20 protein-coding genes and 1 pseudogene are annotated in these 16,532 nt (G+C 69.5%); 10 read left to right on the top strand and 11 right to left on the bottom strand.

The genetic code is table 11. The annotated features are described in order from the left end of the window. Positions 1 to 6 precede the first annotated feature (6 nt). The gene (locus ACLJPY_RS22365) at positions 7 to 1,227 is read right to left on the bottom strand and encodes a cytochrome P450 (RefSeq protein WP_410591154.1); all 1,221 of its coding nucleotides are present in this window, start codon (positions 1,225 to 1,227) and stop codon (positions 7 to 9) included. Between the two features lie 179 nt (positions 1,228 to 1,406). On the opposite strand from ACLJPY_RS22365, the gene ACLJPY_RS22360 reads away from it, so the two are divergent. Then, a complete protein-coding gene (locus tag ACLJPY_RS22360) occupies positions 1,407 to 2,045 on the top strand; it encodes a TetR/AcrR family transcriptional regulator (RefSeq protein ID WP_410591152.1) in 639 nt (212 codons plus the stop codon). 77 nt (positions 2,046 to 2,122) lie between these two features. Continuing rightward, positions 2,123 to 2,986 (top strand): GH12 family glycosyl hydrolase domain-containing protein, encoded by an 864-nt coding sequence (locus tag ACLJPY_RS22355; RefSeq protein WP_410591150.1) that lies wholly within the window; start codon positions 2,123 to 2,125, stop codon positions 2,984 to 2,986. Here the strand turns inward: ACLJPY_RS22355 and ACLJPY_RS22350 are convergent. The 8 genes from ACLJPY_RS22350 to ACLJPY_RS22315 form a co-directional block, all read right to left on the bottom strand. Continuing rightward, entirely contained in the window at positions 2,983 to 3,459 is a 477-nt protein-coding gene (locus ACLJPY_RS22350; RefSeq protein ID WP_410591148.1) for a hypothetical protein, read from the bottom strand. The genes ACLJPY_RS22355 and ACLJPY_RS22350 overlap by 4 nt on opposite strands. Further along, positions 3,456 to 4,202 (bottom strand): hypothetical protein, encoded by a 747-nt coding sequence (locus ACLJPY_RS22345; protein WP_410591146.1) that lies wholly within the window; start codon positions 4,200 to 4,202, stop codon positions 3,456 to 3,458. Before ACLJPY_RS22345 ends, ACLJPY_RS22350 begins: the two co-directional genes overlap by 4 nt. A 20-nt stretch (positions 4,203 to 4,222) precedes the next feature. Beyond that, entirely contained in the window at positions 4,223 to 4,534 is a 312-nt protein-coding gene (locus tag ACLJPY_RS22340; RefSeq protein WP_410591144.1) for a hypothetical protein, read from the bottom strand. Positions 4,535 to 4,565: 31 nt separating this feature from the next. Continuing rightward, the gene (locus tag ACLJPY_RS22335) at positions 4,566 to 5,264 is read right to left on the bottom strand and encodes a YbaB/EbfC family nucleoid-associated protein (protein WP_410591142.1); all 699 of its coding nucleotides are present in this window, start codon (positions 5,262 to 5,264) and stop codon (positions 4,566 to 4,568) included. An 83-nt stretch (positions 5,265 to 5,347) separates the two neighbouring features. Beyond that, complete coding sequence (locus tag ACLJPY_RS22330) at positions 5,348 to 6,214, bottom strand: aldehyde dehydrogenase family protein (RefSeq protein WP_410591140.1); 867 nt, start codon at positions 6,212 to 6,214, stop codon at positions 5,348 to 5,350. Beyond that, positions 6,207 to 7,640, bottom strand: a complete 1,434-nt coding sequence (locus tag ACLJPY_RS22325; RefSeq protein ID WP_410591139.1) for an aldehyde dehydrogenase family protein — start codon at positions 7,638 to 7,640, stop codon at positions 6,207 to 6,209. The genes ACLJPY_RS22330 and ACLJPY_RS22325 overlap by 8 nt, the downstream gene beginning before the upstream one ends. Then, complete coding sequence (gene deoC / locus ACLJPY_RS22320; RefSeq protein WP_410591137.1) at positions 7,640 to 8,614, bottom strand: deoxyribose-phosphate aldolase; 975 nt, start codon at positions 8,612 to 8,614, stop codon at positions 7,640 to 7,642. The genes ACLJPY_RS22325 and deoC overlap by 1 nt, the downstream gene beginning before the upstream one ends. Positions 8,615 to 8,698: 84 nt before the next feature. Then, positions 8,699 to 9,313, bottom strand: a complete 615-nt coding sequence (locus tag ACLJPY_RS22315) for a DUF1707 domain-containing protein (RefSeq protein WP_410591263.1) — start codon at positions 9,311 to 9,313, stop codon at positions 8,699 to 8,701. A gap of 86 nt (positions 9,314 to 9,399) precedes the next feature. Here ACLJPY_RS22315 and ACLJPY_RS22310 point away from each other — a divergent pair, with 86 nt between their 5' ends. Genes ACLJPY_RS22310 through ACLJPY_RS22290 form a run of 5 tightly spaced genes read left to right on the top strand, consistent with a single transcriptional unit; the run spans position 9,400 to position 13,238 of the window. Next, a complete protein-coding gene (locus ACLJPY_RS22310; RefSeq protein WP_410591136.1) occupies positions 9,400 to 9,822 on the top strand; it encodes a protein-tyrosine phosphatase family protein in 423 nt (140 codons plus the stop codon). A 5-nt stretch (positions 9,823 to 9,827) separates the two neighbouring features. Next, positions 9,828 to 10,451 carry a uracil phosphoribosyltransferase gene (upp, locus tag ACLJPY_RS22305; RefSeq protein ID WP_410569195.1) on the top strand — a complete coding sequence of 208 codons (624 nt, stop codon included), beginning with the start codon at positions 9,828 to 9,830 and terminating at the stop codon, positions 10,449 to 10,451. Between the two features lie 4 nt (positions 10,452 to 10,455). Beyond that, on the top strand, positions 10,456 to 11,388 hold the full coding sequence (locus ACLJPY_RS22300; protein ID WP_410591134.1) for a pentapeptide repeat-containing protein: 933 nt from the start codon (positions 10,456 to 10,458) through the stop codon (positions 11,386 to 11,388). Positions 11,389 to 11,421: 33 nt separating this feature from the next. Then, positions 11,422 to 11,991: an RNA polymerase sigma factor gene (locus ACLJPY_RS22295; protein ID WP_410591133.1), complete on the top strand. Its 570-nt coding sequence runs from the start codon at positions 11,422 to 11,424 to the stop codon at positions 11,989 to 11,991. After that, on the top strand, positions 11,988 to 13,238 hold the full coding sequence (locus ACLJPY_RS22290) for a hypothetical protein (RefSeq protein WP_410591131.1): 1,251 nt from the start codon (positions 11,988 to 11,990) through the stop codon (positions 13,236 to 13,238). Before ACLJPY_RS22295 ends, ACLJPY_RS22290 begins: the two co-directional genes overlap by 4 nt. Here the strand turns inward: ACLJPY_RS22290 and ACLJPY_RS22285 are convergent. Continuing rightward, positions 13,211 to 13,828 carry a TetR/AcrR family transcriptional regulator gene (locus ACLJPY_RS22285; protein WP_410591130.1) on the bottom strand — a complete coding sequence of 206 codons (618 nt, stop codon included), beginning with the start codon at positions 13,826 to 13,828 and terminating at the stop codon, positions 13,211 to 13,213. The two genes, ACLJPY_RS22290 and ACLJPY_RS22285, sit on opposite strands and share 28 nt — an antisense overlap. Before the next feature lie 83 nt (positions 13,829 to 13,911). Between ACLJPY_RS22285 and ACLJPY_RS22280 the strand changes: the two genes are divergently transcribed. The 3 genes and pseudogenes from ACLJPY_RS22280 (at position 13,912) to ACLJPY_RS22270 (ending at position 15,058) form a co-directional block, all read left to right on the top strand. Further along, positions 13,912 to 14,313: a MerR family transcriptional regulator gene (locus ACLJPY_RS22280; RefSeq protein ID WP_310971071.1), complete on the top strand. Its 402-nt coding sequence runs from the start codon at positions 13,912 to 13,914 to the stop codon at positions 14,311 to 14,313. After that, positions 14,310 to 14,468 (top strand): annotated as a pseudogene (locus tag ACLJPY_RS22275) (aldo/keto reductase); the annotation flags it as partial. The gene ACLJPY_RS22280 and the pseudogene ACLJPY_RS22275, both read left to right, overlap by 4 nt. Before the next feature lie 170 nt (positions 14,469 to 14,638). Continuing rightward, positions 14,639 to 15,058 (top strand): hypothetical protein, encoded by a 420-nt coding sequence (locus ACLJPY_RS22270; protein WP_410591129.1) that lies wholly within the window; start codon positions 14,639 to 14,641, stop codon positions 15,056 to 15,058. Here ACLJPY_RS22270 and ACLJPY_RS22265 read toward each other — a convergent pair. Continuing rightward, a complete protein-coding gene (locus ACLJPY_RS22265) occupies positions 15,055 to 16,314 on the bottom strand; it encodes a helix-turn-helix domain-containing protein (RefSeq protein WP_410591128.1) in 1,260 nt (419 codons plus the stop codon). The genes ACLJPY_RS22270 and ACLJPY_RS22265 overlap by 4 nt on opposite strands. Positions 16,315 to 16,532 lie beyond the last annotated feature (218 nt).

Here is a 16,532-nt window from a genome sequence, read left to right as displayed (position 1 = left end):
CCCCCTTCACCAGGTCACGGGCAGGCAGTAGAGGCCGAAGATCGAGGAGTCGTGCTTGTACGGCAGCTGGTCCGCCGGTGCGGCCAGCTTGAGGTCCGGGATGCGGCGGAAGAGCGTGTCGAAGACGATCTGCAGTTCCATCCGGGCCAGGTTCTGGCCGAGGCACTGGTGCGGCCCGAAGCCGAAGGCGACGTGGTGGCGCGCGCCACGCTCGAGGTCGAGGGCGTCGGGGTTCTCGAACGCCGTCGCATCGCGGTTGCCGGAGTAGCTGAGGCCGAGCACGCCTTCGCCCGCGCGGATGACCTGGCCGCCGATCTCGACGTCCTCCGTGGCGACGCGCGAGGTCGCGAATTCGGCGATGGTGAAGTACCGCAGCAGCTCCTCGACGGCGTCGAGCGTCTTGCCCGGGTCGTTCTTGATGATCGCGAGCTGGTCCGGGTTCTCCAGCAGCGCCACGGTGCCCAGCGAGATCATGTTCGCCGTCGTCTCGTGCCCGGCGAGGAGCAGCAGGAAGGCCAGCGAGACGAGCTCGTCGTGCGCGACGTCACCGTGCTCTTCGCGCTGCTTGAGGATCTGGCGGCCGAGCAGGTCGTCGGTGGGGTCGGCCTCCTTCGCCGAGACCAGCTCGTCGAGGTAGTTCTGCATCTCCTCGACGGCCTGCATCCGCGCTTCCTGCGTCACTTCCCGGTTCAGCAGGGTGGAGCTGCGCGACTGGAAGAAGTCGTGGTCGGCGTACGGCACGCCGAGCTGCTCGCAGATGACCAGGGACGGCACGGGCAGGCTCAGCGCCGAGACCAGGTCGGCGGGCTTCGGGCCGGCCAGGATCGCGTCGATGTGCTCGTCGACGATCTGCTGGATCCGCGGCTGCAGCGCCTTCATCCGCTTGACGGTGAACTCGCCGACGACCTCGCGGCGGGCGGCGCCGTGCTCCGGGGGGTCCATGTTGATCAGCGACGCGGTGAAGCGGCGGCGCTGCGGGCGGCCCTGCCTCGTCAGGATCGGGAAGCCGGGGTTGAACCGGTCGGAGCTGAACCGCGGGTCGTTCAGCACGGTCCGGACGTCCTCCAGCCGCGTCACCGCCCACGCCTCCTGGCCGGACTGCAGCGTGACGCGGTGGACCGGCCCGGCCTCGCGCAGCTCTTCGTACGCCGGCGGCGGGGCGAACGGGCACGAGCGGAGCAGCGGGAAGGTGTCGTCCCGCGTCGCAGGTTCGGCCACTTCGGTCATTTCGGACCCCCTAAATCGGACGGAAAGTATGCGGAGGATTACATTCCGGTTCTCTGCTCCAAGGTACCGAAGCGGAAGGAAGTCGTCCACTAGATGCCGACTACCCGATCGCGGGGGGAGTGGGTGGCCGGTTGACCATGCGAGAATCACCCCGCGCGATTCAGCGGAAGGCGAACGGCATGACGGCAGACCCCGAGACCAGCCTGCGGGCGGATGCGCGGCGCAACCGCGACCAGATCCTGGCCGCCGCGAAGCACATCTTCGCCGTGTCCGGTCCCGAGGTACCGATGGAGGAGATCGCCCGCGCGGCCGGCGTCGGCGTCGGCACGCTCTACCGCCGGTTCCCGGACCGCGACGCGCTGGTCCGCGCGGTCGCCATGGACAACTTCGAGCGGGTGCTGATCGACGCGCGCGTGATCGCCGCGGAGGAGACGTCGTCGTGGCGCGCGCTGGAGCGGCTGCTGCGGCAGTCGGTGGAGCTGCAGCTGAGCGTGCAGCTGGCGATGGTGTCGCACCGGGCGCTGGTGATCCTCAAGAACGACCCGCAGGTCCGCCGGCTGCGCGACGAGATCCTGGCGGTCCTCGACCGCTTCGTCGACGGCGCCAAGGCCGAGGGCAAGCTCCGCGACGACGTCGGGGCGGGTGACATCGCGATCCTGTTCGCGACGCTGCTGCGCCAGATGCGGGCGAAGTCGCCGGAGGTGGCCGAGATGGCGGCCCGCCGGTGCGTCGGCATCATGATCGACGGCCTCAGCGCCCGGCCGGGCACACCGCTGCCCGGCCGGCCGATCACGTCCCACGACCTCGACCCGGACTGATTCCGCGGATTTCCGTGTTAGGGTTCCGCCTCGTTCTGCCGGAAATTGCAGCTGCGGGCGGGAAAATGCGACGAAGAATGCTGGCCGTGTTGTTGGCGATTTCCTTCCCGGTGCTCGCCGGGTGCGGCGGCGCGCCCGTCGACGGCGTGGCGGCAGCGCCCTCGCCGCTGCCGGTCGCCGCGTCTTCTGCCGTTCCGCCTTCTGTGGCTTCGTCGGCGCCGCCGTCGTCGTCTTCAAGCGCCCGACCTGCGCCTTCGTCGGCTCCGGTGCCGCCGTCGGCCACGCCGGTGCGGGGCTGCCGCAGCCCGGAGTTCACCACGAGCGACCCCGACGGCGGCTGGTCTGACGGCGGTTACTACGTCCACAACAACATGTGGAACGCCGGGGAAGCGGGCCCGGAAACGCTGCGCGCGTGCGCGTACGACAACTGGTACGTCGATTCCACTCAACCCGATTCGACGTCGGTGAAAACCTATCCGAACGTGCACAAGGACATCAACAACCAGAACGGGAAGCCGTTCAACGACTATTCGGTGATCAAGTCGACGTTCGCCGGCCGCGGCCCGGGCACGGGCGTCTACGACGTGGCGTACGACCTGTGGCTGAACGGCGTCGGCAACGGCAAGGGCGTCACCGAGGTGATGGTTTGGACGGAGAACAGCAAGCAGGTCCCCTCGGGCGACAAGCTGACGACGTACACGGCGGGAGGTCTGACGTACGACGTCTGGGCGGACGACGAGGGGTACGTGGCGTTCGTGTCCCGCGCCACGCAGTATTCGGGGAGCGTGGACCTGAAGGCGATGATCGCGTGGGCGATCGGCAAGGGCCTGGTCCCGGCGAACCCGACGGTGAACCAGATCGGCTACGGGATCGAGTTCTGCTCGACCGGGGGCGGGAAGGCGCGGTTCACGCTGTCGGACTTCTCGGTGACGATGAGCTAGAACCGGTAGCTTCGGCGCACGGCGAATGACGTCAGCGCGCCCACCGCCACCGTCAGCACGGCGATGAGCGGCACCGCGAGCGCCAGGGCTGCCCCGAGCCCCGCGGTCCCCCCACGCCCTGCGGTGCCGAAGACGATCACGCAACCGATGACGTCGACGACGATCGCGCACCACCACATGGCGAGAACCAGGTTCCGGACGCCGGTGACGAACGACGGAGTCAGCCGCCCGGCGATGGCCCGGGCGTGCACGGTCAGCGCGCCCGTTCCAGCGAGGAGCACCGCGAAGCTTCCGGCGCCGAGGAAGATCAGGCCGAAGTAGACCAGCGGATGGGTGTGCCGCGGCGCTCCGACGCCCAGCCAGACGAGCGCGACCCAGCTGAGCAGCGCAACGGCCACGGCGATCGCGCCCGTCGGCCGGGCGGCGGAACCCCGGCCGGCCGACGGCTGTCGTGGCAGGTGGGAGTTGGTCACTGCATCACGTGCCAATCGGACTTGTCCTGCATGGCACCGACGTTCGACTTCGACCACTGATCGCCGAGGTCGTGCACCTTCTGAGTGAGGGTGTTTTGTTCGGTCGAGATGGTGTTCACGAGCGACATCACCGAGATGATGGCCGTGGTCACCAGGCCGATGGCGACTCCGGCCGCGGTGGCGATCGCCGCGATCGCGGCCGGGATGCCCACGACGGTGCACGCCGCGGCGATCGCCCCGGTCGCCCCGACCAGGAAGACGCCGCCGGCGACTCCCATGGCCACCCAGAAGGTCTCGATGCCGTTCGCGAGGTTGTCCAGCGAGCCCCGCAGCTGGTTGGCCAGGTCCTTGACGGAGTTGAGGCCGCCGACCTGAGCCGGAACAGTGGCTTTGTACGCCTCGGCGCCGCGTCCCTGCCAATCCAGGTTGGCCTGAAGTTTGTCCAGCGTGACGTCACCGGCGATATCGCCGACCACGTTGCCGACCTTGTCCACCCAGTCGGCTGCTACCTGGTGGAGCCGGTCGGGGCTGCCGGGCTGGTCGATCAGCTGGTTCACCCGGTCCCAGAACTCCTTGGCCTTCTGCTGCAGGACGGCCATGCCCTGCTTGATCGGCTGGATCAGGTCGGACAGGAAAGCGGGAACCCAGCTCAGCGCGTCGTTGACCTTGTCGATGAACTCCCGGATCTTCTGTTCCAGCTCGTGGAACGTCCCCGTGCTCTGCTGGATCGCCGTGCTCGTCAAGTTTCTGGTCCTTCGCTGGCTCAATGACCGGACGCGCGCTGGATGCCCTGCTGGTGAGCGGCCTCGGTCTCGTCGTACAGATCCGCGGCGTGCCGCAATGCGCCGGCGAGGGCGTGGAAGTTCTCCGATGCCTGGCCGAGCATGTCCATCAACGCGTGCTGGGCGTTGGCGTAGGTCTTGTCGATGCCTTTGTCGACTCCGAACATCATCACGTCGCTCGGTGCTAAGCCGAGGTCGCCGATGGCCTGCTTGGGCCCGTCGACGGCTTGCCCCGCGTGGTCCCACACGCCCGCGTCCGAGCGCAGGGCAGCGACCGCGGTCTTGAGATCCATCGTTGCGCTCCTGTCAGTCGGTATTCGGTGGTCAGCCGACCGGCATGCCCAGGCGGCGCATGAGCAGCTGCGGATCACGCGCCAGGTCCATGAGTTCCGTGATCGCGGGACCTCCGGGGCCGGCCGCCAGTTCGCCCGGTGTGCTCGCCGAGTGCAGCTTTTGGAGCACTTCGGTCAGCTCACCGGCGATTTCCGTGTGCCGCGCCTGCCCGGCCCACAAGGAATCGATGGTCAGCCTCGTGAAGTGACCCCGTTCCGCTGCCCCATGTACGTGGCCGCCCGAGCTTTCCGCCTGTGCCGGTTGATCGACGACGGTCGAGAGCCGTTGAGAGAACCTGGCGAGCTCGGCCGAAACACTGTCCAGCAACCGCTGAACGTCGGCCGAGGTCAGCGGGCCGACGTCCGCGTCGGGCGGGACGCCCGGCCCGGGCGAGACCTCGATCTCGGTGTCTTCCACGCTTCTCGCCAGAGCGCGCATCACGGCCGTGTTGGCGGCGGTGAGCACGGCCTGGTCGAGCACTCGCGGATCGAGGGACCGGCGCCACTCTCGGGATAGCCGGACCGCGACGATCTCCGCTGCAGCCGTGACGAGCACCTCGACCACACCGTCCGGATCGGTCCCGGTCAGACCCGGATCTTCCGATGCGGGTTCGCCGACCGGGACCGGTGACGGCTCGTCGTCCCAGCTCCGGTACTCCTGCTCGAAGGCCCAGCGTTCGTCATCGCTCATGCAGCGTCACTCCCCGTTTCGCTGTGTGACCGGAACGCTACCATCGGGCCGGGTGGGTGTCTCGCGTTCGCCGTTCGGACGGGTCAGACGCCCAGGGGGTGCCAGACCGTCTTCGCCTCCAGGTACCGCCTCAGCCGGGCCAGGTCCGGGGCCTGCGTCCAGTCCGGCTCCGCCTCCGGGACGGTCAACACCCGCTTCACCGTGTTCGCCGCTTCGCGGGCCAGCTCCACCCGGTCCGCCGGGGCCGCTCCCGTCGGGTCCAGGGCGTTGACATCGCCGTGGGACGCCAGCCACGGGCCCAGTTCCGCAGCCCGGCCCGTCAGGATGTTCGCGACTCCGCCCGGGACGTCCGACGTGGCCAGGACCTCCGACAGCGTGATCGCCGGCAGCGGGCGTTCGGCGCTCGAGACCACCACCGCCGTCGAGCCGGTGGCCAGGACCGGGGCCAGGACCTCGACCAGGCCCAGCAACGACGAGCTCTGCGGGGCCAGGACGCCCACCACGCCCGTCGGCTCCGGGACCGTGAACGAGAAGTACGGGCCCGCCACCGGGTTGGCCGCGCCGAGGACCGTCGCGATCTTGTCCGTCCAGCCCGCGTACCAGACCCAGCGGTCGACGGCCGCGTCCACAATGGACTCGGCCTTCTTCGCCGCCAGGCCCTCCGACGCCGAGACCTCTGCGATGAACTGGTCGCGGCGGCCTTCGAGGACCTCGGCCACGCGGTAGAGGACCTGACCGCGGTTGTAGGCGGTGGCGGAAGACCAGCCTCCGAACGCCTTGCGCGCGGCCACCACCGCGTCGCGGACGTCCTTGCGGGACGCGTGGGCCGCGTTCGCCAGGAACTTGCCCTTGCCGTCCGTCACCGGGTACACCCGGCCGGACTCCGAACGGGGGAACTTGCCGCCGATGTACAGCTTGTACGTCTTCGCGACGGAAATCCGGTCAGACATTCAGGTACGCCTCCAGCCCGGTGCGGCCGCCTTCGCGCCCGAAGCCGGATTCCTGGTAGCCGCCGAACGGGGCGGCGGGGTCGAAGCGGTTGAAGGTGTTGGCCCAGACCACGCCGGCGCGCAGCTGGTTCGCCATCCACAGGATCCGGGAGCCCTTTTCGGTCCAGATGCCCGCCGAAAGGCCGTACGGCGTGTTGTTCGCCTTCGCCACGGCCTCGTCCGGCGTGCGGAACGTCAGCACCGACAGCACCGGGCCGAAGATCTCCTCGCGGGCGATCCGCATCGACTGGTGGACGTTCGCGAACACCGTCGGGGCGAAGAAGAACCCGCGGTCCGGGAGCGGGCACGGACTGGTCCAGCGCTCCGCGCCTTCGGCGTCACCCGATTCGACCAGCCCGCGGATCTTCGCCAGCTGCTCGGCCGAGTTGATCGCGCCGATGTCGGTGTTCTTGTCCAGCGGGTCGCCGATGCGCAACGTGGACACGCGGTGGTGCAGCTTCTCCAGCACCTCTTCGGCGATCGACTCCTGCACCAGCAGCCGCGAGCCCGCGCAGCAGACGTGGCCCTGGTTGAAGAAGATGCCGTTGACGATGCCCTCGATCGCCTGGTCGAGCGGCGCGTCCTCGAACACGATGTTCGCCGCCTTGCCGCCCAGTTCCAGGGTCAGCTTCTTCGGCGTGCCCGCGACCTGGCGCTGGATCGCCTTGCCGACCTCGGTCGAGCCGGTGAAGGCGATCTTGTCGACGTCGGCGTGCGCCACGATCGACGCGCCGATGTCGCCCGCGCCCGGGAGGATGTTCACCACACCCGGCGGCAGCTCCGCCTGCTGGCAGATCTCCGCGAACACCAGCGCGGTCAGCGGCGTCGTCTCGGCCGGCTTGAGGACCACGGTGTTGCCGGTGGCCAGCGCCGGGGCGATCTTCCAGGCCAGCATCAGCAGCGGGAAGTTCCACGGGATGATCTGGCCCGCGACACCCAGCGGCCGCGGGTTGGGCCCGTAGCCGGCGTACTCCAGCTTGTCCGCCCAGCCGGCGTGGTAGAAGAAGTGCGCGGCCGCCGTCGGGACGTCGGAGTCGCGCGACTCCTTGATCGGCTTGCCGTTGTCCAGGCTCTCCAGCACGGCGAGCTCGCGCGAACGCTCCTGGATCAGCCGCGCGATCCGGAAGAGGTACTTCGCGCGTTCGGTGCCCGGCATCTTCGACCAGACGCTGTTGTACGCCTTGCGCGCGGCCTTCACCGCGGTGTCCACATCGGACTTCGACGCGGTGCCGACCTCGGCGAGGACCTCCTCGGTGGCCGGGTTGATCGTCTTGAGCGGCTCACCCGAGCCGTCGACGAATTCGCCGTTGACGAACGGCTTGTAGGAATCCTTCAGGTTCGCGATGGCCCGGGATTCGGGCGCGGGGGCGTACTCGAAAACAGGCATCAGTCCACCGTCACGTAGTCGGGGCCGCTGTAGTGGCCGTCCACCTGGGTGCGGCGCTGCAGCAGCAGGTCGTTGAGCAGGCTGGACGCGCCGAAGCGGAACAGGTCCGGGGTCAGCCACTGCTCGCCGGCGACCTCGTGCACCGCCACCAGGTACTTGATCGCGTCCTTCGTCGTCCGGATGCCGCCCGCGGGCTTGACCCCGCGCAGCTGCCCGGTCTGCCGGTACCAGTCGTGGACGGCCTGCAGCATGATGTGGGTGACGGGCAGGGTCGCGGCGGGGGAGACCTTGCCGGTGGAGGTCTTGATGAAGTCGCCGCCGGCCAGCAGCGCCAGCCACGACGCGCGCCGGACGTTGTCGTAGGTCGCCAGCTCGCCGGTCTCGAGGATGACCTTCAGGTGAGCGTCGCCGCAGGCGGCCTTGATGGCCTGGATCTCCTCGAAGACGGCCATGTACCGGCCTTCGAGGAAGGCGCCGCGGTCGATCACCATGTCGACTTCGTGCGCACCGGCATCGACGGCGATCTTGGTGTCGGCCAGCTTGACGTCCCGCGAAGTGCGCCCGGCGGGGAAGCCGGTGGCGACGCTGGCGACGTGCACACCGCTGCCCTCGAGCGCTTCGACGGCCGTGGCGACCATGTCCGGGTACACGCAGACGGCGGCGACGCGCGGGGTGTCCTGCCGCTCGGGGTCGGGCCGGACGGCCTTCGCGGCGAGCGCGCGGACCTTGCCCCGGGTGTCGGCGCCCTCCAGGGTGGTCAGGTCGACCATGGAGATGGCGGTGTCGATGGCCCACCGCTTGGCGTCCTTCTTGATGCTGCGCGTGCCGAGGCCCGCCGCGCGCTGCTCGACGCCGACCTGGTCGACTCCGGGCAGCCCGAGCAGGAAGCGGCGCAGGCTCGCGTCGTCGCGAGTCGCGTCCACCAGCGGCGCCGGGGTGGCCGGCGCCGCTGACGTGCTGGTCGTGGCTGTCATGCGCCTGAGTCTAGGCGGCGGGTCCGACAGTGCGAGCCCCCGTTGGTTGTGACGCTGAGTGCGCGACGCGTCACAATGCCGAGGTCAGGCCCCTTCGATCTGCGGTGGCTCGGTGCGTTTCGCCGGCTTCCGGTACACGACCACGCCGCCCCAGAACGCCAGGCCGTTGATCTTCACCGTGGGCGCGGTCGGCGGCGCGGGCGGCGCACCCGACTTGTCCTCCAGGACGAAGCCGCCCATCAACCCGATGCCCGTGACGTCCACGTTGATGTCGTCCGGGACCGTGATCTGGATGCCGCCCATGATCGCGACCGCGGTGATCGTGCTGTGCTTGTCCGCGAAGCGGGCCTGGCGCAGGTCGATCTCCGCGCCGCCCCAGAACGCCAGGCTGTTGTGCTGCGGGGGCAGGACCCAGCTGCCCTTGCGGACCGCTCCCGACAGCACGCCGATCGACACCGGGGAGCCCGGGTGGCCGCCGATGCGCTGGTCCGGGTAGCCCAGCGCCCGGGTCGGCGCCGGCTCGACCGCCGCCGAAGCTGCCGGCAGGTCCGCCGTCACGGGCTTCAGCTCGCCGAGGGTTTTGGCCGCGTAGACCGTCGTGAGCCGCTCTTCCAGCTCGTTGACCGTGATCCGGCCCTCCGCGAGGGCGGTGTGCAGCACCTGGGCGACGCGTTCACGGTCCGCGTCGGAAGCCCGCATCTGGTCGGGCGTCAGTTCGCTCACCCGGCGCAGCTTATCGGCGAAAACCACTCTGTGTGTCCATCTTCTGCGAGGACACTGGGCCCATGGTCGAGTTTCCGGACGGCACCCGCGTGCACGGACGCGGGCTGCGGCGCCCACGCCCCGACGGTCCCGCGCCCGATTTCGGGCTCTACCTGGGGACGAGCCGCCTGCGGCGCAAGCACGGCGGCGGGATCACCTGGCCGCACGAGTGGGTCACCTGGCCCGATTTCCTGCTGCCCACCAGACCCGCCGACGCCCGCCAGAAGATCAAGGCCCTCCACGAACGGGCGAAGACCCAGACGGTGGAAGTCGCCTGCTACGGCGGTGCCGGGCGGACCGGGACGGTCATGGCCTGCCTGGCCATCCTCTCCGGTGTCCCCGCCGAAGAAGCCGTCGCCTGGACGCGCGCGCACTACCACGAGCGGGCCGTCGAAACACCCTGGCAGCGCGGCTGGGTGAAGAGCTTCGCGAAACAGCTAGATTGACCCGCATGGATGTGCACGTCGTCGACCACCCCCTCGCGAAGGCCCGGCTCTCCACGATGCGCGACGCGCGCACCGACAGCGCCGCGTTCCGGGCCGCGCTGCACGAGCTGACCGTCATGCTCGTCTACGAAGCCACGCGCGACGTGCCGGTGAAGGTCCAGCGGATCCACACCCCGGTCGCCCGCACCGACGGCTACTCCCTCGCCAAGCCGCCGCTGCTCGTCCCCGTGCTGCGGGCCGGGCTGGGCATGGCCGACCAGGCGCACAAGCTGATCCCGGACGCGCAGATGGGTTTCGTCGGCCTCGCGCGCGACGAGGAGACGCTCAAGCCGACGCCGTACCTCGAGTCGCTGCCGGAGTCGCTCGCCGACCGGCCGGTGCTGGTGCTCGACCCGATGCTCGCCACCGGCGGCTCGATGGAGTACACGATCCGCCTGCTCACCGACCGCGGTGCCGACGACGTCACCGCGATCTGCGCGCTGGCCGCGCCGGAGGGCCTGGCCCACCTGGAGAAGACCGGCCTGCCGGTCCGCGTGGTCACGGCGAGCATCGACGAGCGCCTCAACGACTCGGGCTTCATCGTCCCCGGCCTCGGCGACGCGGGTGACCGCCAGTACGGCGCCGTCTGAGCCGGTGCCGGTCCTGAAGTGGCGGTGGATCGCCGGCGCCGCCGTCGTGGTCGCGGTCGTCACCGGCGCCCTGCTCTGGCTGTTCCTGGCCTGGTCCGGGCACCCGGACGCGCCGGTCCGGATCGACGCGGTCAAGACGGCGTTCGGCGTCGGCGCGGGTGCGGGCGGCGTGTTCGCGCTGTGGCTGGCGACGCGGCGCCAGCGCACGCTGGAACTGCAGCTGGCCGAGACGACCCGCGTCGCCGCGGTGACCGAGCGGGACCTCGAAGAGCGGCGGGTCACCGAGCTGTACACGAAGGCCGTCGAACAGCTCGGCAGCGACAAGGCGCCGGTGCGGCTCGGCGGGCTGTACGCGCTGGAGCGGCTCGGGCAGGACAACCCGAAGCAGCGCCAGATGATCGTCAACGTGCTGTGCGCGTACCTGCGGATGCCGTTCAAGGGCCCGAAAACCGGCCTGCGCGGCCGGACCGGCGCCGAGCTCGGCGAGGACACCGATCCCGAGCTGCTGGTCCGGCTGGCCGCGCAGGAACTGCTCAAGACGCACCTGAGCCACGACGACCCGGGCTACTGGCCGGGCATGTCGGTCGACCTGCAGCGGGCCGTCCTCGTCGACTTCCGGCTGAGCGGCTGCACCCTGGCCGCCGCCGACTTCAGCCGCGCCCGGTTCGTCGGCGCGGTCCACATCCGCGGTTCGCACTTCACGCGGCGGACGGGGTTCTACGGCGCGGAGTTCACCGACATCGCGAACTTCGACCGGTCGACGTTCGACGAGGGGGCGTTCTTCTCCGGGGCGCACTTCGCGCGCAGTGTCCGCTTCACCCGGATCCGCTCGGGCGGGAAGTTCCAGTTCTCCCACACGGTCTTCGGCGAGAGCGCCGACTTCGATGGCGGCGAACACGAAGACCTCGATCTGACGGACGCGCACTTCCCCGCGTAGCAACACCACCGGCGGTGCCGGCCATGAAGGGGTGTGACCAGCCAAGCGACGGGGGCGCCGGTGGATGACCGGGATCTGTGGAACCGGGCGTCCGAAGGCGACGAAGCAGCCTTCAGCGAGCTCTTCGAACGCCATGCGGAAGCCGTCTGGAACCACGCCTACCGGCTGACCGGGTCGTGGACCGCGGCCGAGGACCTGACCTCGAACACCTTCCTCACCGCCTGGCGCCGCCGCGCCGAGGTGACGCTGGTGCGCGACAGCGCCCTGCCGTGGCTCTACACCGTCGCCGGCAACGCGGCCCGCGACGAGCACCGCGGGGCGCGAAGACGGCTGCGGCTGCTGCGGAAGGTGCCCGACCCGCCGGTGGTGTCCGATCACGCCGACGCGGTCGCCGAGCGGCTCGACGGCGAACGGCGGCTCCGCGAGATCGTCGCGGTCGTCCGGACCCTGCCGAAGGCGCAGCGTGAGGTCGTCGAGCTGTGCCTGCTCGCCGAGCTGAGCGCCGCCGACGCGGCCGCGCTGCTGTCCGTCGCCGAGGTCACCGTCCGCGCCCACCTGTCCCGGGCCCGCGCCCGGCTGCGCTCGCTGCTGGAGGAGAAATGACCGCCGAACTCCGGTTGCCACCCCGGCGTGAGCTGCCGGACGACGTCCGCGCGCGGCTGCGGGCCGAAGTCCGCCGTGGCCTCGGGAAACGGCGTCCGTCCCGTGCTTGGTACGCCGCCGCGGCGGCCGTCGTGGTGCTGGCCGCGGGCGCGGTCGTCGCGACGCAGGCGATCCGGCACCAGCCCGTTGCCACGCCCGGGCCCCGCACCGTCAACCCGCTCACCCTCGACGCGCGGGTGGCGACCTTGTCGCTGGACCGCTGCTGGGCCGCGGTGCAGGCGGCGGGCAAACAGGACCGCGTGTCACCGCGCCAGGACTGGGTGCCCGTGTTCACGCAGGTCCTGCAAGCGGATGCGGTGGTCGTCGCGACCGCCGCCGGAAAGCCGATGTTCTGCGAAACCACCGACACGACCGTGACGCTGTCGGACCCGGACGCCACGCCGGCCCGCGCCCCGGGCACCCGCTCGGGGCTGCTGCTGCACAGCGCGACCGGGATGGTCGGCGGGGTCCTCGCCCCGGACGAGGACGGGAGCTACCTCGACGCGAAAACCGAGGACGGGGACAGCAGCATGTCGCAGCTGTTCGTCTCCCCGATGACCCGCCAGTTCGTCGGCGTGACCCGGGCCGGCCCCGCGCGGACGACGCTGACGCTCGGCAAGCCGATGCAGCCGGGGGTGACGCTGCCCGCGGCGCCCCCGCCCCTGCTCGCGGTCACCGACCGCCCGGTGACCGCCGACCGGACGTCCGCCGAGGGCCGGGCGCTCGGCGACTGCCTGGCGGCGGCGGAGCTGGAGGCGATCCCCGATCCCGCGGCGTACGCGCCGGGCCCGCTGCTCGAGACCGACGAATACCGCGTGGTCCTCGGCCGCTACGGCGACCGGTACGTGGTCTGCACCACCGAGCCGGACTACCAGCGGCCGGGGAAGACGAGGGCCCGCGCCTTCCCGAGCGGCCCCTCGCCGCAGGCACCGCCGGCGTACCCGTTGATGGCGGACACCCTGGGGCGCCGGCCGGGTGCCCCGCCGGCCACGGATCGCCGTCCGGTGGCGGTGGCCCTGCCCGGGCTCGCGGCGACGGCGGTCATCGACTTCGGGAGCGGCAAGAGCGTCGAGGCCCACGTCGTGGCCGGGATGGTCGTCGTGTGGGCCCCCGAGGACATCAAGATCTCGCTGGAGACGAAGGTCCACGTGACAGCGCGGGACGCGAAGGGCGCGGTCGTCTACGACGGGACGGTGCCGCTGCCTTGAGGCCGCAGCCAGCCGGAGGCGTTCGCGCGCAACGCCGCTTCGTACGACGTCGTGACGTCGAACTCCTCCGGCAGGTTGCCGGTCAGCTCCAGCGACACCAGGCCGTGCACGATGGCCCAGCAGCCGACCGCGACGGTCTCCGGCGGGACGTCGAGGAAGACGCCGTCCGCGACGGCCCGGCGGATCACCTGCTCCAGCGGGTCCAGCGTCTTGCGGGCGAGCTTCTCGGCGTCTTCGTTGGGCTCGAACCCGGGCACCGACTTGGTGAACATGATGCCGTAGAGGTGCGGGTCGGCCAGCGCGCTCGTGCGGTAGGCGCGGCCGAGCGCGACGAGGTCCTCGACGGCGTCGCCGGTCAGCGGCGTCCCGGCCATCCGGGCGCCGAAGCGGCGGAAACCCTCGGTGTAGAGGGCGTTCACCAGATCGGGTTTGCTACCGAAGAGCGAGTACACGGCGGTGGTCGACGTCCCGGCGTCGGCGGCCAGCTTGCGCAGGGAAAGCGCCTTCGGCCCGTCGGCCGCGATGAGCTCGCCGGCCCGGTCGAGCAGCTTGAGCCGGAGCGCTTCGTCATGCGTGCGTGGTCGCGCCATGCACCCAGCGTATCGGAACGGTGTTATGCAAGCCAGGCAGCGGGAGTTGACCTGGAGTGCACTCCAGGTCGTACTGTCGGCTCATGAGCTACTCGATAGCGGAAGCCGCTCGACGTAGCGGACTGTCCATCGACACCCTCCGGTACTACGAGCGCATCAAACTGCTCGACCCGCCCGCGCGGGACGCCGCGGGGCGCCGGGCCTACTCGGACGACGACCTCAACTGGCTGGGGTTCCTGACCAAGCTGCGCACCACCGGGATGCCCATCAAGAGCATGCGCGAGTACGCGTCGCTGCGCCGCCACGGCGTCGCGAGCGCGGGCCGCCGCAAGGCCCTGCTGGTGGAACAGCGCCGGTCGGTCGCCGAGCGGATCGCCGAGCTGCAGGGCTGTCTCGACATCCTCGACTACAAGATCGAAAACTACGCCCAGGTCGAGCGCAACGTGCTCGGTGTGGAACCCGGCATGGAGGAGATTTCCGCGTGAAGAACAGGAAGCTGGGCGGCCTGGAAGTCGGCGCCCAGGGGCTCGGCTGCATGGGCATGAGCCAGGCCTACGGCGTCCGCGACAACGACGACGAGTCGATCGCGACGATCCACCGCGCGCTCGAGCTCGGCGTGACGCTGCTCGACACCGCGAATGGCTAACGTTTGACACCTTAGCCGACCTGCGGATACCGACGCTAGCGGACTTGGCCGCTACAGGCCCTCTGTGGGCCGACGCCGTCCGGAGCGTCGGCGAATCCGTTGCAAGCGTGTCAGGCTGTCAGCGGCCCTGCTAGGCCAGTCTACGAGGCCGCTACGGTTGGCCCATGACGAGCGACCGCCGGTTCGAACATATCGAGCAGCCTGCCGGGCCGGGCAACGTGCTGCACTCCTGGTTGATGCGTGGCGCGAGCGGAACCGGCGTCGCCGAACTCAAAGCATCGCACTGGACGTACCCAGGCGCGGGCGACGAAGTCGAAGACGATGACATGGCCTTCGCCGACGGCGCGGATGCCTCATGGCTCGCCCTTCACGTAGGCGTCCACTCGACGTCGCCCCACAGTGTCGGCGACCTTGATGCCGTCGTGAACCAGCGAAGTGACTTGCTCGACGGGAGCCCGGTTTACACCTGGTACGACCAGGCACCCGCGAGCGTTGTCCTTCCTCGGTGGCTCGCAGCGGGCAAGGACGACGAGATCATTCGTCAGTTCCTCGATGCCTTCTACGGCCAGCACCTGCCGGACTAGACTTTGCCCGCGCTTAGGCGCTCGCGAATCCGATACCTCACTTCGTCGACCGGACGGGCGTGTACGTCCTTCGCACGCTTGATGAACAGGTGGAGTTGGTGTGTTGTCCGGCTGGACAACACAGAAGACTTCAGGATCTCGTCAATGGAAGCGGCGGCCTCTTCGTATCGGCGCAAGGTGACCATCATGCGCGAAAACATCCCGAGATACAGGGTACGGTCGCGGGAGTCCTCTACGCCCGCAGCTTCGATCGCGCGGCGAAGCTCGATTTCAGCCTTGGGATAATCTTCGACCTTCTTGTAGGCAATCCCTGCGTTGCCGTAGATCTCAGTATCGGACCAGTAGGCAATGAGCGGTCGGCGCGGACCCGCATCGGCCATTAGCTCGCGACTGGTCCCAATAAGTCGGTAAACCTCTTGCTTGGCGCCTTTTAGTGCTTCCGCGCGGGCCTGTCGCCCCATGAGCATCGCACGCTCGACCGCTGGCAAATTCGGCAACGTCTCCAAAGCGGTAACGCAATGGGAAGCGCCTTCGTCACCTTCGTCTTTCCAAGTTGCTCGCATACTCATAAGCGCGCGGACTTGACCGGCAAGTGGATGCGCTTCGCTTTGGTGCGCGGCTTGCAGTGCGAGCGAGTAGTAGTGACTGGCAAGAGTGTGCTCTTGTGCGTCGTAGTGGGCGTATCCAGTCAGCCCGCACAGTTCGCCGAATGCGGCAACGGCGGCCGGGTAACCTACGGCGCGAACCTGTGGTTCGAGGACGCTTACTTCACGCACGAGCTGTTGACGAATCGAGTTTCCGCCGCGTTTACGTTCCAGTGCTGCGTACTTCTCGGTAAGTGCACGAATCTTGGCGGCGGTCTCCGCTGCGTGAGTACCGGGGATGGGAGTCGTGTTCGCCTGCACGCTCGTCGGACCACCTATCGCGGCAGAAGCCAGCGTTGCCGCAGCCAAGCGGCCAAAGTCTCGACGGTCCACCGGGTCGACCTCCTCCTGTTCACCCCCCACACCGACCAAGTGAGGCGGGATACCCAGCTCGTGAACGATCTGAAGGGCCGTGTCGAGGCGGAGCGCGTTGTCCCGGCGGATGATCTTGCCTAGACCCGACTGGCCATATCCCAGAGTGCTCGCAAGCTGAGACTGGTTCCACCCGGGCAGCTCCGTCACCGCCTGTAAGACGGCGGGCAGGTCGAACCGGCTCAGGTGCCCGGCCACGTCCGGCCGGTACCAGAAATCGTGCGGCACAACTCGCCTCATGGCGAGCAGTCTACGGCGGTTAGTCCAGCCTGGACTAACCGCCGGTCGCACGCTCGGACCTCGTTCATGGTCATTACCAGGCACCTCCCGCCCAGGACGATCAGCCAGGGCGGGAGGTGTCACCCAGAGGGGTGATGGCCTCGCTACGCCTCCTCCTCGCCCAGTTGGCCTATCGGAGAGGTGGACCCATGCTGAACAGCGACGCGGCCCCGGTCTCC

Origin of the sequence: Amycolatopsis sp. lyj-23 (assembly GCF_046549135.1) — a bacterium.
In the GTDB taxonomy this organism is placed as follows: Bacteria; Actinomycetota; Actinomycetes; order Mycobacteriales; family Pseudonocardiaceae; genus Amycolatopsis.
The sequence above is the reverse complement of the archived record's forward strand: the minus strand, read 5'-3'. Positions and strand labels throughout refer to the sequence as shown.

Bases quoted from the DNA above. Each gene is read 5' to 3' on its own strand.
- ACLJPY_RS22365 (WP_410591154.1), bottom strand. From the start codon at position 1,227: ATGACCGAAGTGGCCGAACCTGCGACGCGGGACGACACCTTCCCGCTG.
- ACLJPY_RS22360 (WP_410591152.1), top strand. From the start codon at position 1,407: ATGACGGCAGACCCCGAGACCAGCCTGCGGGCGGATGCGCGGCGCAAC.
- ACLJPY_RS22355 (WP_410591150.1), top strand. From the start codon at position 2,123: ATGCTGGCCGTGTTGTTGGCGATTTCCTTCCCGGTGCTCGCCGGGTGC.
- ACLJPY_RS22340 (WP_410591144.1), bottom strand. From the start codon at position 4,534: ATGGATCTCAAGACCGCGGTCGCTGCCCTGCGCTCGGACGCGGGCGTG.
- ACLJPY_RS22335 (WP_410591142.1), bottom strand. From the start codon at position 5,264: ATGAGCGATGACGAACGCTGGGCCTTCGAGCAGGAGTACCGGAGCTGG.
- ACLJPY_RS22330 (WP_410591140.1), bottom strand. From the start codon at position 6,214: ATGTCTGACCGGATTTCCGTCGCGAAGACGTACAAGCTGTACATCGGC.
- ACLJPY_RS22325 (WP_410591139.1), bottom strand. From the start codon at position 7,640: ATGCCTGTTTTCGAGTACGCCCCCGCGCCCGAATCCCGGGCCATCGCG.
- deoC (WP_410591137.1), bottom strand. From the start codon at position 8,614: ATGACAGCCACGACCAGCACGTCAGCGGCGCCGGCCACCCCGGCGCCG.
- ACLJPY_RS22315 (WP_410591263.1), bottom strand. From the start codon at position 9,313: ATGCGGGCTTCCGACGCGGACCGTGAACGCGTCGCCCAGGTGCTGCAC.
- ACLJPY_RS22310 (WP_410591136.1), top strand. From the start codon at position 9,400: ATGGTCGAGTTTCCGGACGGCACCCGCGTGCACGGACGCGGGCTGCGG.
- upp (WP_410569195.1), top strand. From the start codon at position 9,828: ATGGATGTGCACGTCGTCGACCACCCCCTCGCGAAGGCCCGGCTCTCC.
- ACLJPY_RS22290 (WP_410591131.1), top strand. From the start codon at position 11,988: ATGACCGCCGAACTCCGGTTGCCACCCCGGCGTGAGCTGCCGGACGAC.
- ACLJPY_RS22285 (WP_410591130.1), bottom strand. From the start codon at position 13,828: ATGGCGCGACCACGCACGCATGACGAAGCGCTCCGGCTCAAGCTGCTC.
- ACLJPY_RS22280 (WP_310971071.1), top strand. From the start codon at position 13,912: ATGAGCTACTCGATAGCGGAAGCCGCTCGACGTAGCGGACTGTCCATC.
- ACLJPY_RS22270 (WP_410591129.1), top strand. From the start codon at position 14,639: ATGACGAGCGACCGCCGGTTCGAACATATCGAGCAGCCTGCCGGGCCG.
- ACLJPY_RS22265 (WP_410591128.1), bottom strand. From the start codon at position 16,314: ATGAGGCGAGTTGTGCCGCACGATTTCTGGTACCGGCCGGACGTGGCC.